The 23,053-nt window shown below is 70.3% G+C and carries 25 protein-coding genes; 17 read left to right on the top strand and 8 right to left on the bottom strand.

Going from position 1 to position 23,053, the window contains the following annotated elements; translation table 11 throughout:
• Positions 1–19: 19 nt before the first annotated feature.
• The 4 genes from priA (at position 20) to KVY00_RS03640 (ending at position 3,577) form a co-directional block, all read left to right on the top strand.
• Positions 20–766 carry a bifunctional 1-(5-phosphoribosyl)-5-((5-phosphoribosylamino)methylideneamino)imidazole-4-carboxamide isomerase/phosphoribosylanthranilate isomerase PriA gene (gene priA / locus KVY00_RS03655; RefSeq protein WP_223044383.1) on the top strand — a complete coding sequence of 249 codons (747 nt, stop codon included), beginning with the start codon at positions 20–22 and terminating at the stop codon, positions 764–766.
• A gap of 25 nt (positions 767–791) precedes the next feature.
• The gene (locus tag KVY00_RS03650; protein ID WP_223044382.1) at positions 792–1,667 is read left to right on the top strand and encodes an SseB family protein; all 876 of its coding nucleotides are present in this window, start codon (positions 792–794) and stop codon (positions 1,665–1,667) included.
• A gap of 126 nt (positions 1,668–1,793) precedes the next feature.
• Positions 1,794–3,407 carry a sodium-dependent transporter gene (locus KVY00_RS03645; protein WP_255572743.1) on the top strand — a complete coding sequence of 538 codons (1,614 nt, stop codon included), beginning with the start codon at positions 1,794–1,796 and terminating at the stop codon, positions 3,405–3,407.
• Positions 3,404–3,577, top strand: coding sequence for a methionine/alanine import family NSS transporter small subunit (locus KVY00_RS03640; protein ID WP_223044381.1), 174 nt, complete (start codon positions 3,404–3,406; stop codon positions 3,575–3,577). Before KVY00_RS03645 ends, KVY00_RS03640 begins: the two co-directional genes overlap by 4 nt.
• Positions 3,578–3,658: 81 nt before the next feature.
• Here KVY00_RS03640 and KVY00_RS03635 read toward each other — a convergent pair whose 3' ends face one another.
• The 3 genes from KVY00_RS03635 to KVY00_RS03625 are packed head-to-tail and all read right to left on the bottom strand — an operon-like array spanning position 3,659 to position 5,065.
• Complete coding sequence (locus tag KVY00_RS03635) at positions 3,659–3,991, bottom strand: branched-chain amino acid transporter permease (RefSeq protein ID WP_223044380.1); 333 nt, start codon at positions 3,989–3,991, stop codon at positions 3,659–3,661.
• Positions 3,984–4,682, bottom strand: coding sequence for an AzlC family ABC transporter permease (locus tag KVY00_RS03630; protein ID WP_223044379.1), 699 nt, complete (start codon positions 4,680–4,682; stop codon positions 3,984–3,986). Before KVY00_RS03630 ends, KVY00_RS03635 begins: the two co-directional genes overlap by 8 nt.
• A 5-nt stretch (positions 4,683–4,687) precedes the next feature.
• Positions 4,688–5,065 carry a DUF1844 domain-containing protein gene (locus KVY00_RS03625; RefSeq protein ID WP_223044378.1) on the bottom strand — a complete coding sequence of 126 codons (378 nt, stop codon included), beginning with the start codon at positions 5,063–5,065 and terminating at the stop codon, positions 4,688–4,690.
• A 277-nt stretch (positions 5,066–5,342) separates the two neighbouring features.
• Here KVY00_RS03625 and infC point away from each other — a divergent pair, with 277 nt between their 5' ends.
• The 5 genes from infC (at position 5,343) to KVY00_RS03600 (ending at position 8,193) form a co-directional block, all read left to right on the top strand.
• Positions 5,343–5,906, top strand: a complete 564-nt coding sequence (gene infC, locus KVY00_RS03620) for a translation initiation factor IF-3 (protein WP_394358269.1) — start codon at positions 5,343–5,345, stop codon at positions 5,904–5,906.
• A 78-nt stretch (positions 5,907–5,984) separates the two neighbouring features.
• Positions 5,985–6,179 carry a 50S ribosomal protein L35 gene (rpmI, locus tag KVY00_RS03615; protein ID WP_010156662.1) on the top strand — a complete coding sequence of 65 codons (195 nt, stop codon included), beginning with the start codon at positions 5,985–5,987 and terminating at the stop codon, positions 6,177–6,179.
• A gap of 44 nt (positions 6,180–6,223) precedes the next feature.
• Positions 6,224–6,607, top strand: coding sequence for a 50S ribosomal protein L20 (gene rplT / locus KVY00_RS03610; protein WP_223044377.1), 384 nt, complete (start codon positions 6,224–6,226; stop codon positions 6,605–6,607).
• Positions 6,608–6,865: 258 nt separating this feature from the next.
• A complete protein-coding gene (locus KVY00_RS03605; protein WP_223044376.1) occupies positions 6,866–7,675 on the top strand; it encodes a TrmH family RNA methyltransferase in 810 nt (269 codons plus the stop codon).
• A 368-nt stretch (positions 7,676–8,043) separates the two neighbouring features.
• Positions 8,044–8,193 (top strand): hypothetical protein, encoded by a 150-nt coding sequence (locus KVY00_RS03600; protein ID WP_223044375.1) that lies wholly within the window; start codon positions 8,044–8,046, stop codon positions 8,191–8,193.
• An 8-nt stretch (positions 8,194–8,201) separates the two neighbouring features.
• Here KVY00_RS03600 and KVY00_RS03595 read toward each other — a convergent pair whose 3' ends face one another.
• The 4 genes from KVY00_RS03595 to KVY00_RS03580 form a co-directional block, all read right to left on the bottom strand.
• Entirely contained in the window at positions 8,202–9,512 is a 1,311-nt protein-coding gene (locus KVY00_RS03595; protein WP_223045165.1) for a Dyp-type peroxidase, read from the bottom strand.
• A complete protein-coding gene (locus tag KVY00_RS03590) occupies positions 9,499–10,107 on the bottom strand; it encodes a copper chaperone PCu(A)C (protein WP_223044374.1) in 609 nt (202 codons plus the stop codon). The genes KVY00_RS03595 and KVY00_RS03590 overlap by 14 nt, the downstream gene beginning before the upstream one ends.
• Positions 10,104–10,760: a copper resistance CopC family protein gene (locus KVY00_RS03585; RefSeq protein WP_223044373.1), complete on the bottom strand. Its 657-nt coding sequence runs from the start codon at positions 10,758–10,760 to the stop codon at positions 10,104–10,106. Before KVY00_RS03585 ends, KVY00_RS03590 begins: the two co-directional genes overlap by 4 nt.
• A 112-nt stretch (positions 10,761–10,872) precedes the next feature.
• The gene (locus KVY00_RS03580) at positions 10,873–11,571 is read right to left on the bottom strand and encodes a hypothetical protein (RefSeq protein ID WP_223044372.1); all 699 of its coding nucleotides are present in this window, start codon (positions 11,569–11,571) and stop codon (positions 10,873–10,875) included.
• A 105-nt stretch (positions 11,572–11,676) separates the two neighbouring features.
• Between KVY00_RS03580 and pheS the strand changes: the two genes are divergently transcribed.
• Both pheS and pheT read left to right on the top strand, forming a co-directional pair.
• The gene (pheS, locus tag KVY00_RS03575) at positions 11,677–12,765 is read left to right on the top strand and encodes a phenylalanine--tRNA ligase subunit alpha (protein WP_394358268.1); all 1,089 of its coding nucleotides are present in this window, start codon (positions 11,677–11,679) and stop codon (positions 12,763–12,765) included.
• Positions 12,765–15,440 (top strand): phenylalanine--tRNA ligase subunit beta, encoded by a 2,676-nt coding sequence (pheT, locus tag KVY00_RS03570; RefSeq protein ID WP_223044371.1) that lies wholly within the window; start codon positions 12,765–12,767, stop codon positions 15,438–15,440. Before pheS ends, pheT begins: the two co-directional genes overlap by 1 nt.
• Before the next feature lie 37 nt (positions 15,441–15,477).
• Here the strand turns inward: pheT and KVY00_RS03565 are convergent, their stop codons facing one another.
• On the bottom strand, positions 15,478–15,894 hold the full coding sequence (locus KVY00_RS03565) for a hypothetical protein (protein ID WP_223044370.1): 417 nt from the start codon (positions 15,892–15,894) through the stop codon (positions 15,478–15,480).
• Positions 15,895–16,187: 293 nt separating this feature from the next.
• Between KVY00_RS03565 and KVY00_RS03560 the strand changes: the two genes are divergently transcribed.
• From KVY00_RS03560 to prpB, 6 genes are all read left to right on the top strand, one after another.
• Complete coding sequence (locus KVY00_RS03560) at positions 16,188–17,114, top strand: VOC family protein (protein WP_223044369.1); 927 nt, start codon at positions 16,188–16,190, stop codon at positions 17,112–17,114.
• 142 nt (positions 17,115–17,256) lie between these two features.
• A complete protein-coding gene (locus KVY00_RS03555) occupies positions 17,257–17,904 on the top strand; it encodes a hypothetical protein (protein WP_255572742.1) in 648 nt (215 codons plus the stop codon).
• On the top strand, positions 17,901–19,796 hold the full coding sequence (locus KVY00_RS03550) for a YhgE/Pip domain-containing protein (protein WP_223044367.1): 1,896 nt from the start codon (positions 17,901–17,903) through the stop codon (positions 19,794–19,796). The genes KVY00_RS03555 and KVY00_RS03550 overlap by 4 nt, the downstream gene beginning before the upstream one ends.
• Before the next feature lie 125 nt (positions 19,797–19,921).
• Positions 19,922–20,575 carry a GntR family transcriptional regulator gene (locus KVY00_RS03545; RefSeq protein WP_223045163.1) on the top strand — a complete coding sequence of 218 codons (654 nt, stop codon included), beginning with the start codon at positions 19,922–19,924 and terminating at the stop codon, positions 20,573–20,575.
• Positions 20,572–22,110: an MmgE/PrpD family protein gene (locus KVY00_RS03540; RefSeq protein ID WP_223044366.1), complete on the top strand. Its 1,539-nt coding sequence runs from the start codon at positions 20,572–20,574 to the stop codon at positions 22,108–22,110. Before KVY00_RS03545 ends, KVY00_RS03540 begins: the two co-directional genes overlap by 4 nt.
• A complete protein-coding gene (gene prpB, locus KVY00_RS03535; protein ID WP_223044365.1) occupies positions 22,110–23,009 on the top strand; it encodes a methylisocitrate lyase in 900 nt (299 codons plus the stop codon). Before KVY00_RS03540 ends, prpB begins: the two co-directional genes overlap by 1 nt.
• Positions 23,010–23,053: the final 44 nt, after the last annotated feature.

The following is a 23,053-nucleotide window of genomic DNA, read 5'->3' as shown; positions in this document are numbered from 1 at the left end:
ATCAAGGAGAACCGTACGCATGAGTGAACTGGCGCAGGGCCCCAAACTGCAGCTGCTGCCCGCGATCGACATGGTCGACGGCAAAGCGGTCCGCCTCACGCAGGGCGAAGCAGGAACAGAGACGAACTACGGCAGCCCGGTCGACGCCGCGCTCGACTGGATCGACCAGGGCGCCGAGTGGATCCACCTGGTCGACCTCGACGCGGCCTTCGGCCGAGGCAGCAACGTCGCGGTGGCGCGCAAGATCATCAAGCGCGCGGGCGACGTGAACATCGAGTTCTCCGGCGGCATCCGCGATGATGAGAGCCTCGAGGCCGCGCTCGAGATGGGCGCGCGCCGGGTCAACCTCGGCACGGCCGCGCTCGAGAACCCCGAGTGGACCCGCGCGGTGATCGCCCGCTACGGCGAGCAGATCGCCGTCGGCCTCGACGTGCGCGGCGAGACCCTCGCCGCCCGCGGCTGGACCGAGGACGGGGGCAACCTCTGGACGGTGCTCGAGCGCCTCGAGGAAGCCGACTGCGCGCGCTACGTCGTGACCGACGTCACCAAGGACGGCACGCTGCGCGGCCCCAACATCGAGCTGCTGAAACAGGTATGCGCGCGGACCTCGCGCCCCGTGGTGGCCTCCGGCGGCGTGTCGAGCCTCGACGATCTCGCGGCGCTGCGCGAGATCGTGCCCCTCGGCGTGGAGGGCGCGATCGTCGGCAAGGCGCTCTACGACGGGGCTTTCACGCTTCCCGCGGCTCTCGACGTGGCCGGGCGCTAGGGCCCGCCGGGCGTAGACCGAGCCCATGGCCATCAAGAAGCTCCCCTCGACGGGCGACGCGCCGCGCTCCACGGGTGTTCCGGAGAGCCTGGTCGCGGGCGGACCCGCCGACTCGGCAGGGTTCCCCTGGGAGGGCCGCACGTTCGAGCATCACGGCACCGACTTCGCCGACGACGACGGTGAGACACCGGACGAGCTGCGCGCGGCCGTGTCAGCCGTGCGGGAGGTCGCGGGCGCGGTGGTCCGGGGCGACGCGGATCCCGACGCGCTCGCGGAGGCGAACGCCGACGCGATCCTCGCCCTCTCGCGCGTGCGCGTGCTGATCCCGCTCCTCGCCGAGGCGGGAGACACGGGGATCACCCCCGACGGTCGCACGGTCGAGAAATCGCAGGAGCTGTCGATCGTGACGATCGCCGCACCCGATGGGCGGCGAGTGATGCCCGTGTTCAGCTCAGTCACCGCGATGCGCGCCTGGCACGCCGATGCCCGCCCGATCCCGGTGCCCGGGCCGCAGGCCGCGCTCGCCGCGGCTCAGGAGGAGACCGACCTGATCATCGTGGACCCCGGCAGCCCCGAGCGCGAGTTCGGTGTGCGGCGCACGCAGCTGCGTGCCGTGGCGCTGGGGGAGCGGTGTCTGCCGGCCTGGGCGGATCCGGCGGTGCTCGAGGCGTTCCGGGCATCGACCGCCCGCGACCCGCGCGTGGTCGAGGTGCTGCTGGTGCCGGGCGATCCCGAAGCGCGGCTGCTCGCCCCCGAGACCGACGTGGTGCTGCGCATCGCCTCTGGGCTCGCCAGGGACGAACTGCAGGAGGTCGTCACCGGCCTGCAGCAGCGGTGGGCCGCGAGCGAGCTCATAGCCGAGCGGGTCGATTCGCTGCGCATCCGGGCCGTCGCCGCCTGAGGAGCGTCGCGGCGACCTCGGCACTGTTCTGCGGGTGGCGACGCGCCCGCGGATGCGGTCGTGGATGTCCGAGGCACCTGTTACGCTCTCGTACACATCCGGCTCAATGCGAAGGAGCAAGCCCTCATGACTTCGAGCACGTCAACAACGGCGGTGCCCCAGCCACGTGCGGAATGGACAGGCCAGATCGGCTTCATCATCTCCGCCATCGGTTCGGCGGTGGGTCTCGGTAATATCTGGCGCTTCCCGGGCGTCGCCTACGAGAACGGCGGCGGCGCCTTCCTGATCCCGTACATCGTCGCGCTGCTGACCGCGGGCATTCCGATCCTCTTCCTCGATTACGCCATCGGGCACCGCTTCCGGGGCTCGGCTCCGCTCGCATTGCGGAGGCTCGCGGGCAAGATGGGCGAGGGCATCGGCTGGTTCCAGGTGATGATCTGCGTGTTCATCGCGATCTACTACACCGCGGTGCTGGCGTGGGCCGCGAGCTACTTCGTGTTCTCGTTCAACGTGCCGTGGCGAGATGACGCGACGGGGTTCTTCGTCGGTGAGTACCTGCAGCTCTCGGATGCGCCCTTCACGATGGACTTCGTGCCGGGCGTGCTCATCCCGCTGGTGCTGATGTGGGTGATCACCCTCGTCGTGCTGGGCGCGGGCGTGGTGAACGGCGTCCAGCGCATCAACATGATCGCGATCCCGCTGCTCGTCGTGGGCTTCCTCGCCCTGGTGATCCGCGCCCTGTTCCTGCCGGGAGCCGCCGAAGGGCTCAACGCGCTCTTCACGCCCGATTTCGCCGCCCTCGCCGACCCCGGGGTCTGGGTCGCCGCGTACAGCCAGATCTTCTTCTCGCTGTCGGTGGCCTTCGGCATCATGATGACCTACGCCTCCTACCGCAAGCGGCGCTCGAACATGACGACGCCCGGCCTCGTCGTCGCCTTCGCGAACTCATCGTTCGAGATCCTCGCGGGCATCGGGGTGTTCGCCACGCTCGGTTTCTTCGCCTTCCAGCAGGGCATCGGCATCGACGAGCTCGAGGGGCTGACCGGAGTCGGGCTCGCGTTCATGACCTTCCCGGCGATCGTCGCCGAGATGCCCGGCGGACCGTTCTTCGGGGCGCTGTTCTTCGGGTCGCTCACACTCGCGGCGCTCACGTCGCTCATCTCGATCCTCGAGGTCGTCTTCGCCGGTGTGATCGACAAGTTCGGGATCGGCCGCAAGACGGCGGCCTACGGCCTCGGCGGCGTACTCGCGGTGATCTCGATCCTGCTCTTCGGCACGACGTCGGGGCTCGTCGCGCTCGATACGATCGACAACTGGGCGAACAATATCGGCATCGTCGCCTCGGCCGTGGTGATGAGCATCACGGTGCTCTGGATCAGGCGAGCCGGGCGCGAATTGAGCGGGCACCTCAGCGCCCTGTCGACCTTCAAGGTCGGTCGCACCTGGTTGTTCCTCGTCTCGGTGCTCGGCCCGGTGGTCCTCGGCTACATGCTCATCGCCACGATCATCGACCTGATCAACAACCCGTACGGGGACTACGACACGACCTATCTGCTGTTCGTGGGCTGGGGATCGGTGCTCGTCATGATCGTGGGGTCCATCGTGCTCACGGCGCTGCCGTGGAAGTTCGCGCCGGATCGATTCACGCCGTGGCCGCCGCTCGATTCCTCCGGGAAGCCGGCGGCGTCCGAGACGGCCCGTTCCGGTCGGCCCGCCGATATCGAGGGAGGTGCGCGATGACCCCCATCGCGATCGTGTTCCTGGTGCTCTCCGCCGTGGTGGTCTGGGGAGGCCTCATCGTCAGCGCGATCTTCCTGGGCCGCCGCCCCGAGATCGCGCAGTACCCGGCGGGCGGAGACGACCCCGCCTCCGAGGAGGTCTACGACCTGCCTCCGATCCGGGACACGTGACTCCGGTCGGAGCGGGTACTCCCGCTCATCGAGCCCGTGCTCCCGTTCCCTGCGTCTCGCGAGGGGAATGGGAGCACGGGCTCAGAACATGTTGAGCAGCAGCACGTAGCAGGCGGTGCCGGCCGCGATGCTGATCAGGGCGCGCCGGCGGCCGAGCAGGTGCACGATCACGGTCACCGCGGAAGCCGCTGCGATCGCCCACAGCTTGCCGGGGCGGGCGATGATCTCTTCGCGCAGTACGACGACGACCAGGATCAGCAGCAGGCCGGCGGGCATCCACCTGCCGAGCCGCTGTACGAGTTTCGACTTGCGCAGCGGTTTGAGCACCGCGAACGGGATCGCGCGCAGGCCGAGGGTGATGATACCGCCGATCGCGATCGCGGAGATCAGGTACCAGACGGATACGTCAGTCATCGTCGTCCCCCGTCGCTCCTGCGGCGCGTCGGACGAGCAGGTGCCGCACGACGAGCAGCGCGGTGAAGATGATGAGCGCGACGAGCAGTGCGGAGTTCGGGGCGATGAGGATCGCCGCGGTCACGGAGAGGCCGGCCAGCACGATCGACGGGATCTCCCTGCGGCTCCGGGCCGCGTCGAGGGTCATCACGATGAAGAGGGCGTAGAGGGCGAACTCAAAGCCCTCCACGGGCTCGGGCAGGGCGTTCGCGATCGCGACGCCGACGAGTCCGCCCGTGACCCAGTAGCCCTGCATGGCCAGCTGGCCGGTGACGATACGCGTCGAGGTGAGGCTCGACTGCGGCATGAGCGCGTAGGTCGCGTAGGCCTCATCGATGAGCGCGTACACCGAGTAGGCGCGCGGCAGCCCGCTCCGCACCCGAGCCAGCGGGAAGGAGAATGCGTAGAAGACGTGCCTGAAGTTCAGGGCGAAGACCGTGGCCGCGATGGTGATCAGCGGCGTCGCCGCGGCGAGCATGCTCACCATGAGCAGTTCGACGGAGCCCGCGAAGATGCCGATCGAGAGCGCGGGTGCGAGCCACCAGGGGAGCCCCGCCTGCACCACGAGCAGCCCGAGCGCCACGCCGAGCGGGAAGATCCCGAGCCCGACGCCGAGCGAGTCTACGAGCCCCTTCCGCGCCTCCGCCGTCACCGGGGTCAGATCACCGAACCCGTGTACTTCTCGCCAGGGCCGGCGCCCGGGGCGTCGGGGATCGCCGAGGCCTCGCGGAACGCCAGCTGCACCGAGCGCAGTCCGTCGCGCAGGGGGCGGGCGTGGGAGTCGCTGATCTCGGGTGCGCCGGCGGTGATGAGCCCGGCGAGGGCGTTGATGAGCTTGCGGGCTTCGTCGAGGTCGGTCTCGTTCTCGGGATCGTCGGCGAGGCCGCACTTGATCGCGGCTGCGCTGAGCAGGTTCACCGCCGCCGCGGTGATGACCTCGACGGCCGGCACCTCGGCGATGTCGCGAGCCGCCTGAGTCGGGGCCAGCGCCTCCGACTCGTGGATCGATGCGTCGTGCTGCGGGTTCTCGCTCATGCTGTCCTGACTGTCTGGGGGATATCTGTGCTAAACTTGCCTGTGGTTCTCGGCAACATGCCGAGATGCGGAAGAGGAGATTCTCCCACCCGGCACCGCCTTCAAGGTTACCGGGTAGTTGGCACCCCGCCGTTCGCGGCAGCTCATAAGGGTGCGGGCGGCGCGTGCGCGGCCCTGATCTCTCTCCGTCGCTTCGCTCAGAAGCGCCCATCACTTGAGATCAGAGGAGCCGGCGATCAGCGATCCCCGTACGAATGACAGAATCCGCGTCCCCGAGGTGCGACTGGTAGGACCCAGTGGCGAGCAGGTCGGGGTCGTCCCGATCGAGACTGCGCTGCGCCTGGCGGCCGACGCCGATCTCGATCTCGTTGAGGTCGCCCCGAACTCGAAGCCTCCCGTGGCGAAGATCATGGACTTCGGCAAGTTCAAGTACGAGGCGGCTCAGAAGCAGAAGGAAGCCCGTCGTAACCAGGCGAACACGATCCTCAAGGAGGTCCGGTTCCGTCTGAAGATCGACAAGCACGACTACGAGACCAAGACGAAGCGTGCGATCGGCTTCCTGTCGCAGGGCGACAAGGTGAAGGCGATGATCCTGTTCCGCGGCCGCGAGCAGTCGCGTCCCGAGATGGGCGTGCGTCTGCTGCAGCAGTTCGCCGAGGACATCGCGGAGTTCGGCACCGTGGAGTCGCGTCCCCGGATCGACGGTCGCAACATGGTGATGGTGATCTCGCCGATCAAGAACAAGTCCGAGGCGAAGGCCGAGCTGAACGCTCGTCGCGCCGAGGAGAAGGCCAGCCGCAAGGCGGACAAGGCGGCAGGCTCCGCCCCCGCCGGCGAGTAATCTACGGCGCACTGCCTCGCGCAGCTGCCCCGTGCAATATGCAGCCGTTCACGGCGCGCACACAACAAGGAGAAATCGATGCCCAAGCAGAAGACCCACTCGGGGGCCAAGAAGCGCTTCAAGCTCACCGGCTCCGGCAAGCTGATGAAGCAGCAGGCCGGCATGCGCCACAACCTCGAGGTCAAGGCCTCGAAGCGCAAGCGCCGTCTGAACGCCGAGCAGGTGCTCGCCAAGGGCGACGCCAAGCAGGCCATGAAGCTCCTCGGCCACTGATCCGGCCCGTCAACACCCCAGACTTTTCGTAAGGAAGAATAGAAATGGCTAGAGTCAAGCGGGCCGTCAACGCCCACAAGAAGCGTCGCGTCATCCTCGAGCGCGCCGAGGGCTACCGCGGACAGCGTTCGCGCCTGTACCGCAAGGCCAAGGAGCAGGTCACCCACTCCCTCGTCTACGCGTACAACGACCGTCGCAAGAAGAAGGGCGATTTCCGTCGCCTGTGGATCCAGCGCATCAACGCTGCATCGCGCGCCAACGGCCTCACCTACAACCGCTTCATCCAGGGCCTCGCTCTGGCGGGTGTCGAGGTCGATCGCCGCATGCTCGCCGAGCTCGCCGTGAACGAGCCCGCCGCGTTCACCGCGCTGGTCGAGGTCGCGAAGAACGCCCTCCCCGAGGACACCTCGGCTCCGAAGGCCGCGTAAGCGCTTCGCTCTTTCAAGCAGCACCCCGTCACCGGTAATGGTGGCGGGGTGCTGCTGTTTCTGCGGGTGCCGCGCCGCCGGCAGTCGTGCCGCCGTGCCGCTGTGGATCCGACGGCGCCCTGGATCGTCGTCGAGATGACGCCTATTGCCCACGAAACCGCCGGAGAAGGGCCGCACGGGTTATCTCGATCAGGTGGGGGCAGGCCGCGCCGCCACACTGCCGAAGCCCAGCAGACGGCGGGCGGGTAGTGTGGACGGGTGAACGATGCGATCCTCAGCAACCCCAAGGCCCCCCGTGTCAGGCGCGCCGCTGCCCTCGCCCGCAAGAAGGAGCGGCAGGAGCAGGGCCGCTTCCTGGTCGAGGGGCCTCAGTCGGTGCGCGAGCTTCTGGCGCACCGGCCCGAGCTCGCCGAGGTCGTATACGCCTCGATGGGCAACGAGCCCTGGCAGCACGAGGTCGACCGGCTCGCCTCCGAGGCGGGAGTGCGAATCGAGCGGGCCACGGACGAGGTCATCGCGGCGCTCGGCGAGACGGTGAACCCGCAGGGTGTGGTGGCCATCGCGCGCGTCTGGGAGGCGGATCTCGCCGAGGCGCTGCAGGTTGCGCGGCTCGTGGCGATTCTGCACGAGGTTCGGGATCCCGGCAACGCGGGGACGGTGCTGCGTGCGGCCGACGCGGCCGGGGCCGATGCCGTGATCTTCGCGGGTGAGAGCATCGACCCGTTCCACCCGAAGGTGGTGCGGTCGACCACGGGGTCGCTGTTCCACCTGCCGGTCGTCGTGGCGCCGACCCTGGCGGCGGCGGTGGGCGCGGCGAGTACCGCAGGCCTCACGACGCTCGCGGCCGACGTTCGCGGTGACGAGCTGCCGGTCGCGCAGGCCGAGGGGACGCTGGGGGGCCGGGTCGCCTGGGTGTTCGGCAACGAGGCGCGCGGCCTGAGCGAGGCGGATCGTGCCCTGACCGACCGCTCGCTCAAGCTCCCCATCTACGGCGCGGCCGAATCGCTGAATCTTGCCACTGCCGCGAGCGTGCTGCTCTACGCCACGGCGTTTGCGCAGCGAGCATAGGGCGAAACACGAAGCGTTTCGCCGCGAGCTGCGGTGCCGCACACGGCGGCAGGCGCGCATAGGGCGAAACGCGAAGCGTTTCGCCGCCCAGACCGCCTCTCGCCGCCGAGACCGCTTCTCGCCGTCGAGAGCGCCTCCGGAACTGACGGTGAAAGACAGTGTCGACGGCAGCACCCAGGCCGACACCGTTGACACGATCCGCCGCTCGCGCTCAGATGCTTGAGACGCTTGCGAGTCGCGGGCTCCCTCGGACTCGGGGATGGGTGCTCCGCGGGTCGGGGAAGGCTACCCGCGGATGATGCCGTGGTACCACGCGGAGGGTACCCCGGGCCGATGCGCGTCGAGCGCCCCTTCGCGACGATGGGAACATGAAGCTCCTTCAGCTCCTGCACCGGCCCGCCGTACTCCTTCCGACCGCGCTGATCGCGGCCTGCCTGCTCGCCGCCGGGATCGCGGTGACCGCCTGCGGCTATCTCGCGTATGCGACGCAGCCGATCACCGCGCTTCCCGTGCAGTAGCGTCGAGGCTAGGGGAGCAGGCTCGCGCCGATCCTCTCGCCGGGCCGGAACCCCGGCAGGATCGCGAACACCGCCGATCCCACGTGGGTGATCCACTCATTGAGCAGATCGGCCTCGTCGAGACGCCGCTGGATCGGCACGAACTGCGCCAGCGGGTCGCGCTGGTAGCACGCGAACAGCAGGCCGGCCTCGCTCCCGTCGTCGTAGTTGGCCGCGCGGCGGAAGATCCGCTCGGCAGGGTCGGTCGAGTGCGCGCGCCGGATGTGCGCCGCCAGCGGGATCATGCTGAGGCCGCGCGCGTCCTTCGCATCGAAATCGGCCGGGGTGTGCTCACCGCCGTCACCCGGGGGCGGCGGTGCCGACAGCGGTGCCCCGTCGGAGAGCCTGCGACCGACCGCCTGCTCGCGGCCGGGCCGATCCACCTCGTCCCAGGTGTCGAGCTCCATGCGGATGCGTCGCAGCACGAGTGCGCTGCCTCCCGCCAGCCAGCCGGCCTCCGACCCGAGCCACACCAGCGCATCGAAGTCGGGCTCGGCGGGCGACGGGTTCACCGTGCCGTCGACCTGACCCATGAGATTGCGCATGGTCGTGCCGTCGCCCTCCGAACCGCGCGCCCGTCGGAAGCCGCGCTGCCGCCACAGCGGCTCGACGAAACCGGCCAGGTCGCGGTCGAGCATGCGCGCGGCGTGCGAGATCGGGATCAGGTCGTCGGACTCGACGATGATCAGCAGGTCGCCGCCGTCGAAATCTCCGCTCAGCCGATCACGGGTGAACGCGGGCAGCGGGGCGAGCCAGGCCGGGCGCGAGGCACCCGCGCGCTCGACGAGGTCGGGGCCGACTCCGACGGTCACGGTGAGCCTGGCGGGCCGGGCCGCGAGCTCGGGCTCGGGATCGGCGAGCGGAGCCCCGCCCGAGGTGAGCCCCTCGATGTCTCCCGTGAGCACTCGGAACATGCGCCGCAGCGCGTCCGCGTCGGTGCCGGCGAGCAGGCGGTACGCCGCGTACAGCGTGTGCGCGGCCGGCACGGTGACGATCCCGGCCTGGTGCGGACCGTGGCAGGGGAGGGATTCGCCCCCGAAGCCGGGCAGTTCGCCGCCGGTACCGAGCGACGGCTCCGTCTCGGCGGCGGCCGCGGCGCCCGGGGGAGGCGGATCGGCTGCCCGCCGGGCGGCCCCGATCCCGAGCGCACCGCCCGCGCCGAGCACCGCGCCGAGCCCGGCCCCCAGCGCGCCGCCCGTGAGCAGCGCGCGGCGGCCGAGCTTCGGCGCGGCGTCGGATTCGGCGGGTGCGGTGCGCGGCTCCGGCTCAGTGCCCGCCATGCTCGGCGTGCTGGTCGGCACTGTGCTGGTCGGCACCGTGCTCATCCGCGCCGTGCTCGCCGGGATCCTGATCGCCGTAGTTCTCATTGGCGCCGGCGTAGTCCTTCACGAGCACCGAGAAGGACGCCTCGGCGCCGTCGTCGAACGCGACGGTGATCGGCACCTCGTCGCCCGCGAGCAGTTCGTGCGCGAGGTCCATGAGCATGATGTGGTCGGCGCCGGGTGCGAACTCGATGGAACCGCCGGCCGGCACGACGACCTCGCCCGGGATCTCCTGCATCACGCCGGAGGAGGTCACCTCGTGCAGTTCGGCGCTGCCGGCGGCCTCGCTCTCGACCGACACGATCACGCGATCCTCGTCACCGTGGTTCTCGAGGCTGCCGAAGACGCCGGTCATGCCCCCGGTGTCGCCGGCCTTCGCCCAGCCGTCGACGAGCGCGATGCTCGACGCGCCGTCGGCCTGGACTGCGCCGGGCGCGGGAGAGCCGCTTGAGGCATCTTCGGTGGCACCCGTCGAGCATCCCGCGAGCAGCGGGGCGGTCAGCGCGAGGGCGGCGAGCGGTGCGAGGGCGAGGGCGGATCGCTTGCCGTTCATCGTGCATCCCCCTCCGAGCCGGTTCCGAGTGCGCGGCGCTTGCGGGCCATGAGGGCCAGCGCCGCGAGGATCACGGCGACGCCACCGACGCCGATGAGGATCGCGGTCCAGGCGCCCCCGGCGGCGGGGGAAGCTTCCTCGGCGGCTGTTTCGTCGGCGCTGCTCTCGTCGGCACCGGAGACCGGTTCGGCAGAACCGTCGGTCTCGACGATCGCGGCGTCTTCGGCCTGGGTCGGTCCGGGCGCGCCGAGCTGCAGCACGAAGCCGCCCTCGATCGGGTGGCCGTCGCTCGACACGACCCGCCAGGCGATGTCGTAGTCGCCCTCCGGCAGATCCGAGGCCAGCTGCTGGGTGACGTCGGGGCCCGAGACCTCCGGGGTGCCGTCCGTGACGTCGGCGCCGTCGGCCGAGGTCACGACGATCTCGGTGCCGACCTCGATGATGCTGTTGTTGAAGGAGAGACGGATCGCGTCCGCCGAACCGGTCTGCGCGTCGGCGACGACGCTGCGATCGACGAGCTCGTCGTGGGCGAGGGCGGGGGAGGCGACGCCGAGGGACAGCCCGAGCGTCGCGAGGGCGGTGAGGCCGAGGGCGGCGATACGGCTGCGCTTCGATGCGAAGCTGCGATGGGTGGGATTCGTAGTGGGGTGCATCAGTGGTCTTTCTCGTGCGGCCCGGCGCACGTTCGAGCGCGCGCCTTCGGTGCGCGGCGGGTGAGCCGGGCGAACTGCGGTGAGGGAAAGGATGCGCCGTGAGGCGCGATCCCTATGCGGAGAAAGACGCCGCGGGAGGCCCGCGGTGACTGATCGCGGAACGGGCGAGGAATCGCGCGCGCAGCGGGGCGCGGAAGACGAGGGGGCGGATCGCCGGGCGTCGTGACGACACCGCGACGGGCCGGGGGCGCGCCCACGGCAGCGCGCGCCGCACGAGGTTGGCGAGTGCGAGGCAGGCGCGCTCGCCGCGGTGCAGCAGCGCGACGGTGAGCACAGCGGCGACCGCGTGGCCGATCCACATCGCCGTGTCGGCCGACGCCGCCGAGGCGAGATCCGGCGCGAAGCCCTGCAGCGCCGCGAGGTGCGTCGCGTGCGCCGGAGCGGGCGGGCCCTGCGGGGCAGTACTGACGACGTCGACGCCCGCGAAGATCCAGTGATAGAGGAACTGGGCGGTCCCCACGGCCGTCGCGAGTCGCCAGAGGGACGCGACGCGACCGGCGAGCGCGGTGCAGAGGGGAAGGGCGAGGATCGCCGTCACGGCCACGGCGGGCCAGGTGATCGTGCCGCCCGCGATCCCGTGGGAGGCGGCGGCGAGGAGCGTCGCCGCGAAAGACCCTGCTGCTCCGCGCGCGGTGCGCGTGCTCCGACTCATGGGGGAGCGGCGCGATCCCGCCGATCTCGTGCGACTCGTTCGGGCGCGAGCCATCGAGACGTCTCGAAGGGGGCGCTCGATCTGCCGCGTTCCCTGCATGACGGCCAGTCTACCTCCCGCCGCTGGATGCGGACTCGGCGGGGCCGGGGCGCGAAGCCGCCCGAGTGGGAGCGGCGGCTCGGCGAACCGGTAGAATGGTGCCTCGTGTCAGCGAGTGAAACGAACCCCGCAGAGGCGGGCGGGGCCCAGCAGCCCGAGTCCGCCAACCCGATCACCCAGCAGGCGGCCGACGCCGCCGTCGACGCGGCGCTCGCCGCCTTCGCCGCGGTCGGCTCCCTCGCCGAGCTCAAGGCCGCCCGCACCGAGCACTCCGGCGAGGCCTCGGCGATCGCCAGGCTCAACGCGCTCATGCGCCAGGTGCCCAAGGACGAGAAGGCCGCGACCGGCAAGCTGATGGGTCAGGCCCGCGGCCGCATCGAGGGCGCCTACAAGGGGCGCGAGGCCGAGCTCGCCCAGCAGGAGGCCGCCGAGAGGCTCGCCGCCGAGACCGTCGATGTCACCGCGGCCCCCGTGCGTCGCCGCACGGGCACGCGTCACCCGCTCGCCCAGCTGCAGGACGAGGCCTCCGACATCTTCATCGGCATGGGGTGGGAGATCGCGGAGGGGCCCGAGATCGAGCACGAGTGGTTCAACTTCGACGCGCTCGGCTTCGATCCCGACCACCCCGCCCGCGCCATGCAGGACACCTTCTTCGTCGAGCCGGCCGACCGGCACCTGCTGCTGCGCACCCACACCTCGCCCGTGCAGATCCGCGCCCTCCTCGAGCGCGAGCTGCCCGTTTACGTCGTCGCTCCCGGTCGGGTCTACCGCACCGACGAGCTCGACGCCACGCACACCCCGGTCTTCCAGCAGATCGAGGGCCTCGCGATCGATCGCGGGCTCACGATGGCGCACCTGCGCGGCACCCTCGAGCACTTCGCCCGGCAGATGTTCGGCGCCGAGGCGAAGATCCGTCTGCGCCCCAACTTCTTCCCGTTCACCGAGCCCTCGGCCGAGATGGACGTGTGGCAGCCGAACGCCAAGGGCGGCGCTCGCTGGGTCGAGTGGGGCGGTTGCGGCATGGTCGACCCCAACGTGCTGCTCGCGGCCGGGATCGACCCCGAGGAGTACCAGGGCTTCGCGTTCGGCATGGGGATCGAGCGCACCCTGCAGTTCCGCAACGACCTCAATGACATGCGCGACATGGTCGAGGGCGATGTGAGATTCAACCGTCAGTTCGGAGGACTGGTCTAATGCGCGTTCCACTCAGCTGGCTCGGCGAGTTCGTCTCGCTGCCGTCCGATGCGACCCCCGAGCAGGTGCACGCCGACCTGGTGCGCGTCGGCTTCGAGGAGGAGTCGATCCGCCGCTTCGATGTGACCGGCCCCGTGGTCGTCGGCGAGGTGCTCTCGCGCGAGCCCGAGGAGCACTCGAACGGTAAGACCGTCAACTGGTGCCAGGTGCGGGTCGCTCTGCCGGGCGAGCGCGCCGCCGACGGTGGCGAGGACGTGCGCGGGATCGTCTGCGGCGCCCACAACTTCGACGCCGGCGACAAGGTCGTGGTGACGCTTCCCGGCGCCGTCCTGCCCGGCGGTTTCGAGATCGCCGCGCGCAAGACGTACGGCCACGTCTCCGACGGCATGATCGCTTCGGCGCGAGAGCTCTCGCTCGGTGAGGACCACGACGGCATCATCGTGCTCTCGCGGCTCGGGTTCGATCCCGACTCGCCCGAGCTTGAGGTCGGCAGCGACGCGAAGGCGCTGCTGGGGCTCGACCAGACCGCGGTCGAGATCAACGTGACCCCGGATCGCGGCTACGCCTTCTCGATCCGCGGTGTCGCGCGCGAGTACGCGCACTCGACCGGGGCAGAGTTCTCGGATCCGGCCTTCTCCCGCGAACCCGCCGCGGCGTCGGGCTTCCCGGTCACGATCTCCGATGAGGCCCCGATCCGCGGCCGGGTCGGCGCGACCGGTTTCGTGACCCGCGTCGTGCGCGGGATCGACCAGTCCCGCCCGACGCCCGCGTGGATGGTGGCCCGTCTGCAGCTCGCGGGCATCCGCTCGCTGTCGCTCGAGGTCGACATCTCGAACTACGTCATGCTCGAGCTCGGCAACCCGCTGCACGCCTACGACCTCGCCAAGCTGCAGGGCGGCATCACCGTGCGCCGCGCGGTCGAGGGGGAGACGCTCGTCACCCTCGACGGACAGGAGCGCAAGCTGCACCCCGAGGACTTGCTCATCACCGACGACTCGGGCCCCATCGGGCTCGCGGGCGTGATGGGCGGCGAGTCGACCAAGGCCGACGAGAGCACGACCGACGTGCTCATCGAGGCGGCGACGTTCGACCCGGTGTCGATCGCCCGCACGGCACGCCGTCACAAGCTGCCGAGCGAGGCCTCGAAGCGCTTCGAGCGCGGTGTGGATCCGCTCGTCGCCCGCGCCGCCGCGCAGCGCATGGTCGACCTGCTGGTCGAGCTCGCGGGCGGCACGGCCGACGAACTCGGCAGCGACATCGTGCCCGACTGGCAGGCCCCCGTGGTGCGCCTGCACACGTCGCGGGTGAACGGGCTGCTCGGCACCGATTACAGCGACGAGGAGATCCGGGGCGCCATCGAGATGATCGGCTGCACGATCTCGCTCGGAACCGCCGGCGATCCCGATCTGCTCTTCGTCACGCCGCCGAGCTGGCGCTCCGATCTCACCCGGCCGGCCGACCTGATCGAGGAGGTCGCGCGCATCGTCGGATACGACCGCATCCCCTCGCTGCTGCCCGTCGCCCCGGCCGGTCGCGGTCTCACCCGCGAGCAGCGCCTGCGCCGCCGCGCCGCCGACGTGGCGACCGCCGCGGGCCTCGACGAGGTGCAGAGCTACCCGTTCGTCTCCCGCGCCCAGCTCGACGCCTTCGGTGCCGGAGCGGAGGCTGCTGCTGTCGAGCCCGCAGCTGCGGAGGGCGCCGCTGCCGAGCCCGCAGCTGCTGCCGACGGGGCGAAGCGCTCGCCGAAGATCGACGCCGTGCGCCTCGCGAACCCGCTCGACGGCGAGGCGCCGTTTCTGCGCCGCTCGCTGCTGCCCGGCCTCGTGACGGCGGCGCAGCGCAACGTGTCGCGCGGCATGACCGATCTGGCACTGGTCGAGTTCGGCTCGGTCTTCGAGCCTCCGACGAACTCGGGGCAGGCGACCGCCACCGCTCTCGGCACCGACTCGGTGCCGCCCCTCGCCGAGCGTCCCTCGGACGAGGTGCTCGCGGAGCTGGACGCCTCGATCCCGAAGCAGCCGCGCCGCGCCGCGGGCCTGCTGCTCGGCGACGCCGTCGTGAAGCAGCCGGGCGAGACGGTGCGGGCCTACGACTGGGCGGATGCCCTCGACGCCGCCCGCACGATCGCCGGAGCGCTGTCCGCCGAACTCGTCGTCTCGCAGGGCTCGCATCGGGCCTTCCACCCCGGCCGCACGGCCGAGCTCGCGATCCGCGTCGCGGATGACACCGACGGCGACGAGGGCGGCCTCGAGGTCGTCGGCGTGGCCGGCGAGCTGCTGCCCGAGCTCGTGGCCGAGTACCACCTGCCCGGTCGGGTGGCGGCCTTCGAGCTCGATCTGGGGCGCATCATCGAGCTTGCCCCGCGCGAGCCGGAGACCTCTCCGCTCTCGACCTACCCCGCGGCCACGCAGGACCTCACCCTCGTGATCGGCGAGGAGGTGCCGGCCGGCGACCTGCTCGCCGTGGTGGTCGCCGGCGCCGGTGATCTGCTCGAGGACGCGCGAGTGGTCGACGACTACCGCGGAACGGGCATCGAGGAGGGGCAGAAGGCGGTCACGTTCGCGCTCCGCTTCCGCGCACCGGATCGTACGCTCAAGGCCGAGGAGGCGAGCGAGGCGAAGCTCGCCGGTGTGGCGGCGGCCGAGCTCGCGTTCGGTGCGAAGCTGCGGGAGTAGCCGGGGCCGGGCCGGTCGCGGAGCGGCCCGGCCCCGGCTACAGCCGAACGGCGACCTCGGCTGTCGAGGGGCCACCGCACTCCTCGGTGCCTCCGGTGCGCTGCCACGCCGGTGTGACCCTGATCTCGGCCATGATCTCTCCGCCCGCGTCGAGGGCTCGAACGCGCAGGGGCTCTTCGAAGTATGAGAGCGGAGCCGTCCAGCGTGTGTCGTCACCCTCGACATGGGCGGCTTCGACTGACTGAACGTCGCAGCCGGCCCGACCGCAGACCAGCAGTTGCGTCACCCGGTTGCTCGCGGCCTCATCGCCCTCGACGGCGATGAGCAGTGTCTGGGGATGCCCCACGGCGGTGCAGTACTGCTCCGTGTTCGTGCAACCGGAGAGCAGCGTCGCTGCTCCGACCGTACCGATTACTGAGAGCGCGACCTGGATGGAGCGAACCGTGGAGGTCATGGACTGATCCTCTCACGGCTCTCCGCGCTCCTGCATCGAGGCTCAGGGTCGTGCCACGAGAGGACCTCCCACCCGAGGCAGACGGGCCGTTCGCCACTGTAGACCTCTCGCACCGATGTAGACCTCTCGGACTGTGCCAGAGATCTGCACCGGTGCGAGAGGTCTACATCGGCGGCAGGCGGGGACGCAGCCCTCGGGTTCCTCTGGGAATGAGGACCTCGGCGCAGGACGGTGCCGTTGTGCGTGTCGGTGGTCGCGAGGATACTGAGACCAACACCCCTGAGGAGGCGGCCATGTCAGTGCAGAAGATCATCCCCAACGTCTGGTGCCGAGGCAACGCGGAGCAGGCGGGAGCCTACTACGCCGAGGTCTTTCCCGGCGCGAGCTCCGTCGTCGAAGCGCGGTATCCGAGCGAGGGTCTGCTCGACTTCCAGAGAGAACTCGCGGGCGAGCCGCTCACCGTGACGGTGCAGATCCCCGACCCGAGGGGAGGCGACTCGACGAGGTTCACGCTCATCAACGCGGGCGACGAGTTCTCTCCGAACCCCTCGATCTCGTTCATGATCAACTTCGACCCCCTCATGTTCGAGGGCGGTGAGGAAGCGGCGCGGGCGCGTCTCGACCTGCTGTGGCGCGGCCTGTCCGACGGCGGCACCGAGCTCATGGCGCTCGGCGAGTACCCCTTCAGCAGGCGCTACGGCTGGGTGCAGGATCGCTTCGGCGTGAGCTGGCAGCTCATGCTCACCGACCCCAAGGGCGACCCGAGACCGTTCATCGTGCCGTCCCTGATGTTCGGCGGGTCGGCGCAGAATCGTGCCGGAGAGGCCATCGATTTCTACACTTCGGTGTTCGAAGACGCCGAGCCCGGGGCGCGTTTCCCATACGGGGTGCAGACCGGGCCGGCGACGCCGGATGCGCTGATGTTCGGCGAGTTCAGGATCGGCGAGCAGTGGTTCGCGGTCATGGATTCCGGCGTGGAGCAGTCCTTCTCCTTCACCTGCGGCATCTCGCTCGAGGTGCAGTGCGCCGATCAGGCCGAGATCGATAAGCTGTGGGATGCCCTCTCAGCGGTTCCGGAGGCCGAGCAGTGCGGGTGGTTGGCGGATCGCTTCGGCGTGAGCTGGCAGATCGTCCCGGCGAATATGGGCGAACTGATGGCGCGGCCGAATGCCTACGCGAACATGATGAAGATGAAGAAGATCGTCATCGACGACTTCTGATCGGACAGGGGACCGCGTAGGGGCGGTGCGCCTGCCCTCCCCACAGGACGGGGACGGGCGGGGTGCTGAAGAGTGCGGCCGCCGCTAGTCGCGGTCGCGATGAAGGCGAAGGGGGAGTCGAGTGCGGGTGCGTGCCAGTTCGGTGAGTAAGGGCCCCGGAGGGCGAGCGCTCCCGTCGACCAGCGTCCACCTCTCGTCGGGCACCGCGGTGTTCGCCGGTGTCGAGACGGCGCAGCGGCCTACGGTGCTCGGCCTCATCGTCACGGGCCGCATGCGGCCCGACACGGGAGAGGTGACGATCGACGGCGTACCCGACGCGCGTGCGCTGCGGCGGCGGCTCGCGCTCGTCGACGCACCCGATGTGAGCGAGCCGCACGGTGACGTGCGCCTCGCAGATGTCGTCGCGGAGGAGCTGATGTTCGCGGGGCGCTCCCGCGGCCCGGTCTCGGTGCGGCGCGAGCTGGAGCGGTTGGCCATCGCCGAGCGGGCCCGCACGCCGATGGCGGATCTCGCACCCGGAGCGCGCGTGCGTGCGCTGTGCGAGCTCGCGCTCGAGCGTCCCGGGACGGAGGGGCTCGTGCTCGTCTCGCCCGACAGGCACGGCGGCGATCCCGCTGAGTGGTGGGAGATCGCGTGCGAGCTCGCCGAGCGCGGCGCTGCGATCCTGGTGATCGCGGGCCTCGCGGCCAGAGCCGCCATCGCAGCCGCTCCCGGCGGGTGGGGTACCGGCGAGGTGGCGAGGCTCGACGCCGAGCACCCCGCGCACGCACAGGGGGAGGAGCTCTCGTGAAGATCCTGCAGATGATCCGGTCCGAGTTCTCCCGGCTGTGGGCGACGCCCATGGCCCGCCTCGCCTTCGTCGCCCTGATGTGCGTGCCTCTGCTCTACGGCGGCCTCTATCTGTGGGCGAATCAGGATCCCTACGCCAAGCTCGATCAGGTGCCGGTCGCCCTCGTCGTGGCCGACGAAGGCGTGCAGCACGGCGACGCCCGCCGTTCCATCGGTGATGAGGTCGCGAAGAACCTCATCGAAGATGGCAGTTTCGACTGGAACCGGGTCTCGGCCCGAGACGCCGAGCGCGGCGTCGAAGACGGCGCCTACGACTTCTCGGTCACGCTTCCGAAGAACTTCACCGAGGCGCTCGAATCCTCCCGCGGCGACGATCCGCACCGTGCAGAGGTGCTCCTCACCACGAACGACGCCAACAGCTATCTCGCCTCGACCATCGGCGAGCAGGCGGTGAAGCAGATCCGCGAGCAGGTCGTGCGCTCGGTGAACAAGGAGGCTGCGCGCGCGATGCTCGACGGTATCGCGGAGATCCGGGTCTCCACGGTGCAGGCCCGCGACGGCGCCTCGAAGCTGGTCGACGGAGCCGGGCAGGCGCAGGACGGAGCGCATCAGCTGGCGCTCGGCGCCGACCAGGCTCACGCGGGCTCGACCGAGCTCTCGGGAGGTCTCGCGACGCTGCGAGACGCGACGGCTCAGCTGCCCTCCCAAACCGAGCAGCTCGCCGGCGGCGCCGCCCAGGTGGCCGCGGGCAACGAACAGGTCGCGCAGCTCGGACGCGAAGTGGCGGGGGCGAGCCAGCAGGCGCGCGACCGGCTCAGTTCCGACAGGGACGCGATTCTGAACGACCTCAGCGCGGCCGGAGTGGCCCCCGAGGTGGTGTTCGCGGTAGCGGATCGGCTGGACGGCGTCGGCGGCGCGCTCGACGACGCGAACAGTCGGGTGCAGAGCACGAGCGCGCAGCTCGACACACTCGCCGCCGGCGCGCGTCAGGTCGCGGACGGGTCGCGGGCGCTCGCCGATGCGAGTCCGCAGCTGGCCGCCGGCATCGCAACCGCCGCCGACGGCGCGGCGCAGCTCGATGCCGGCCTCGGTGATCTCGCCACGGGGGCGCACGCCCTCGACGACGGGCTGGCACCTCTGGTGGCCGGCACCGGGCAGCTGCGCGACGGGCTCGCTGAGGGCGTCGAACGGATCCCCGACAGCAGCGACGAGCTGCGCGGCCGTCAGGCCGCGAACATCTCGGATCCCGTGGACCTGCGCACCGAGAAGGTGACCTCCGCAGGGACATACGGCGCGGGGCTCGCCCCCTTCTTCGTCAGCCTCGCTGCCTGGATCGGCATCTACGCGCTCTTCCTGATTCTGAAGCCCGTGTCGAGGCGCGCGGTGACGGCGCTGCACGCGCCCGTGCGGGTCGCGGTCGCGGGATGGGCGACGCCCGCTCTGCTCGGAGCGGTGCAGATGCTGGCCCTGTTCGGGATCGTGGCAGGGTCGCTCGGGTTCCAGGTCACGCACCCGCTGCCGGCCTACGGGCTCATGGCGCTCGCCTCCGCGACCTTCGCCGCGATCATCCTGGCGCTCAACGTGTGGCTCGGCAGCGTGGGCCAGTTCCTCGGGCTCGTGCTCATGGTCGTGCAGCTCGTGACCGCCGGAGGCACCTTCCCGTGGCAGACGCTGCCAGCGCCGCTCGCGGCGCTGCACCACTACCTGCCGATGTCATTCGCGGTGGACGGGTTGCGGCAGCTGATGTACGGCGGCGACCTCGGTCACGCGGGGACCGACGCGGTGAAGCTCGCGCTCTTCCTGGTGGCGGCGGTGCTGCTCGCGGCGCTCGGGGTGGCGCGGATGATGCGGTCGCGCACGCTGCGGGACCTGCAGCCCAGCCTCATCGGGTAGGGGAGTCCGGCCGATCCGCCATCCCGACCCCTCTCGGTTTATGTATACATAAGTGCCGATAGGTGCCGAAATGCTTGCAAAATTATCCCGTTTATGTATACGCTAGCCCTGTGAGTGTGCAGCCGATCCGCGCCAGCGACCGGGCCTACGCGGCCCTGCTGGAGGATATTCAGAGCGGCGCGCTGCCTCCCGGCTCCGTGATCGGAGAGGTCGAGCAGGCCGAGCGGCTCGGGGTCAGCCGCACCCCGATGCGCGAGGCGATCGGTCGCTTGTCGGCCGACGGCCTCGTGCGACAGCAGTCCCCCCGGGTGCTCGTGGTCACCGGCTTCGACGCCGACGATATCCGCGAGCTCTTCGAGGCGCGGCGCGCGCTCGAGGAGACGGCGGCACGGCTGGCGGCGCGACGCGGCGATCCCGCGGTCTTCGCGGCGCTCGCAGCGGACTTCGCCGCCGCCCATCCCGAATCGGGGGAGGTCGCGGCCGACGACTACTACGCGCTCATCGCCCGCTTCGACGCGGAGATCGACACGGCGGTCGACAACGCCTACCTCATCAGCGCCCTGCGCACGGTGCGCACCCACCTCGCCCGCGCGCGGCGCATCGCCCGAGACAACCGAGACCGTCTCGCAGCCTCGGTCTCCGAGCACGCCCTGATCGCCGATGCGATCGCCCGGGGCGATGCCGAACTCGCCGCGCACGCCACTCACGTGCACCTCCACAACGCCCTCAGCTCGATCCTGAGCTCGATCGGCAAGCCCTCCCAGGAAGGACCGCAATGACCGTCACCCATCACGTCCGCGTGTACAAGAGCGAAGAAGACCTCCCGCGCGAGCAGCAGCTCGCCTGGAAGATCGCGGAGGTCGCCGTCGATCCCGTCGAGGTCGTGCCCGAGGTCGTCGACATGATCATCAACCGGATCATCGACAACGCGTCGGTCGCCGCGGCCTCCCTGAACCGCGGTCCGATCGTCGCCGCTCGCGCTCAGGCCCTCTCGCACCCGGTCTCCAAGGGCGGTCAGGGATCCGCGATCTTCGGCCTCCCGAGCACGGGGGACCGGGCCGAGAAGTCCAGCCCCGAGTGGGCGGCCTGGGCCAACGGCGTCGCCGTGCGCGAGCTCGACTACCACGACACCTTCCTTGCGGCCGAGTACTCGCACCCCGGCGACAACATCCCGCCGATCCTCGCCGTCGCCCAGCACGCCGGCAAGGACGGGGCGGCGCTCGTGCGCGGCATCGCGACGGGCTACGAGATCCAGATGGATCTCGTGCGCTCCATCTGCCTGCACAAGCACAAGATCGACCACGTCGCCCACATCGGCCCGTCGGCCGCCGCCGGCATCGGCACCCTGCTCGGCCTCGACGCCGAGACGATCTACCAGGCTGTCGGCCAGGGGCTCCACACCACCACGGCGACCCGCCAGAGCCGCAAGGGCGAGATCTCTACCTGGAAGGCGCACGCCCCCGCGTTCGCAGGCAAGATGGCGGTCGAGGCCGTGGACCGCGCGATGCGCGGTCAGACCTCGCCGAGCCCCATCTACGAGGGCGAGGACGGCGTGATCGCCTGGATGCTCGACGGCCCCGACGCGTCGTACGACGTGCCGCTGCCCGCTCCGGGAGAGCCCAAGCGCGCGATCCTCGACAGCTACACCAAGGAGCACTCGGCCGAGTACCAGGCCCAGGCGTGGATCGATCTGGCCCGCAAGCTGCACGGGGAGCGCCCCGAGCTGGCCGATCCCGCGAACGTCAAGGCGATCGTGCTGCACACGAGCCACCACACCCACTACGTGATCGGTTCGGGCGCCAATGACCCGCAGAAGTACGATCCGAAGGCGTCGCGCGAGACGCTCGACCACTCGATCCCGTACATCTTCGCGGTCGCGCTGCAGGACGGCGGCTGGCACCACGTCGACTCCTACGCACCCGAGCGCGCCGGCCGCGCCGACACCGTCGAGCTGTGGAACAAGATCACCACGGCCGAGGATGCGGAGTGGACGCGTCGCTACCACTCGGAGGATCCCGACGAGAAGGCCTTCGGCGGCCGGGTCGAGATCGAGCTCGCGAACGGCGAGAAGATCGTCGACGAGATCGCCGTCGCCGATGCCCACCCGCTCGGCGCGCGGCCCTTCGCCCGCGAGAACTACATCCGCAAGTTCCGCATCCTCGCCGAGCCCGTGCTCGAGGAGGCCGAGATCGAGCGCTTCCTCGAGCTCGTGCAGCGCCTGCCCGAGCTCACCGCCGACGAGGTGCGCGAGCTGAACATCGTCGCCGCGCCGGGCGTCATCGACCTCGCGGCCGCTCCGAAGGGACTGTTCTGATGCTGTACTCCAAGACCACTCCGGCCGAGAAGCGCCGGCTCTTCCGCGAGCGCCTCGCGAGCGGCGAACTGCTGCGCTTCCCCGGCGCATTCAACCCGCTCTCGGCGCGGCTCATCGAGCGCAAGGGCTTCGACGGCGTCTACATCTCGGGTGCGGTGCTCTCGGCCGACCTGGGCCTGCCCGACATCGGCCTCACGACCCTCACCGAGGTCGCCGGGCGCGGTGAGCAGATCGCCCGCATGACCGACCTGCCCGCGATCATCGATGCCGACACCGGGTTCGGCGAGCCCATGAACGTGGCTCGCACCATCCAGACGCTCGAGGATGCGGGCCTCGCGGGCACGCACATCGAGGATCAGGTCAACCCGAAGCGCTGCGGTCACCTCGACAACAAGTCGGTCGTCGACGAGAGCACCGCGACCAAGCGCATCCGCGCCGCGGTCGACGCTCGGCGCGATCCGAACTTCCTCATCATGGCGCGCACCGACATCCGTGCCGCCGAGGGGCTCGACGCCGCGGTCGACCGGGCGAAGGCCCTCGTCGACGCGGGCGCGGACGCGATCTTCCCGGAGGCGATGCGCACTCTTGAGGAGTTCGAGGCGATGCGGAAGGCGCTCGACGTGCCGATCCTCGCGAACATGACGGAGTTCGGCAAGAGCGATCTCTTCTCGTCGCAGCAGCTCGCGGACATCGGGGTGAACATCGTGATCTGGCCGGTCTCGATGCTGCGCATCGCGATGGGGGCGACCGGTCGCGCGCTCGATACGCTGAACGAGGAGGGGCACCTCACCTCGAAGCTCGACGAGATGCAGCATCGCGCCGATCTCTACGAGCTGGTCGATTACGAGGAGTACAACCACTTCGACACGAGCGTCTTCAACTTCGAGGTGCAGCGCTGATCGCCGACCGGTGCCGGCCTGCGCGAGCGAGTCGCGGGACGGCA

This window comes from Leucobacter tenebrionis, from assembly GCF_019884725.1.
Classification (GTDB): Bacteria; Actinomycetota; Actinomycetes; order Actinomycetales; family Microbacteriaceae; genus Leucobacter; species Leucobacter tenebrionis.
The sequence above is the reverse complement of the archived record's forward strand: the minus strand, read 5'-3'. Positions and strand labels throughout refer to the sequence as shown.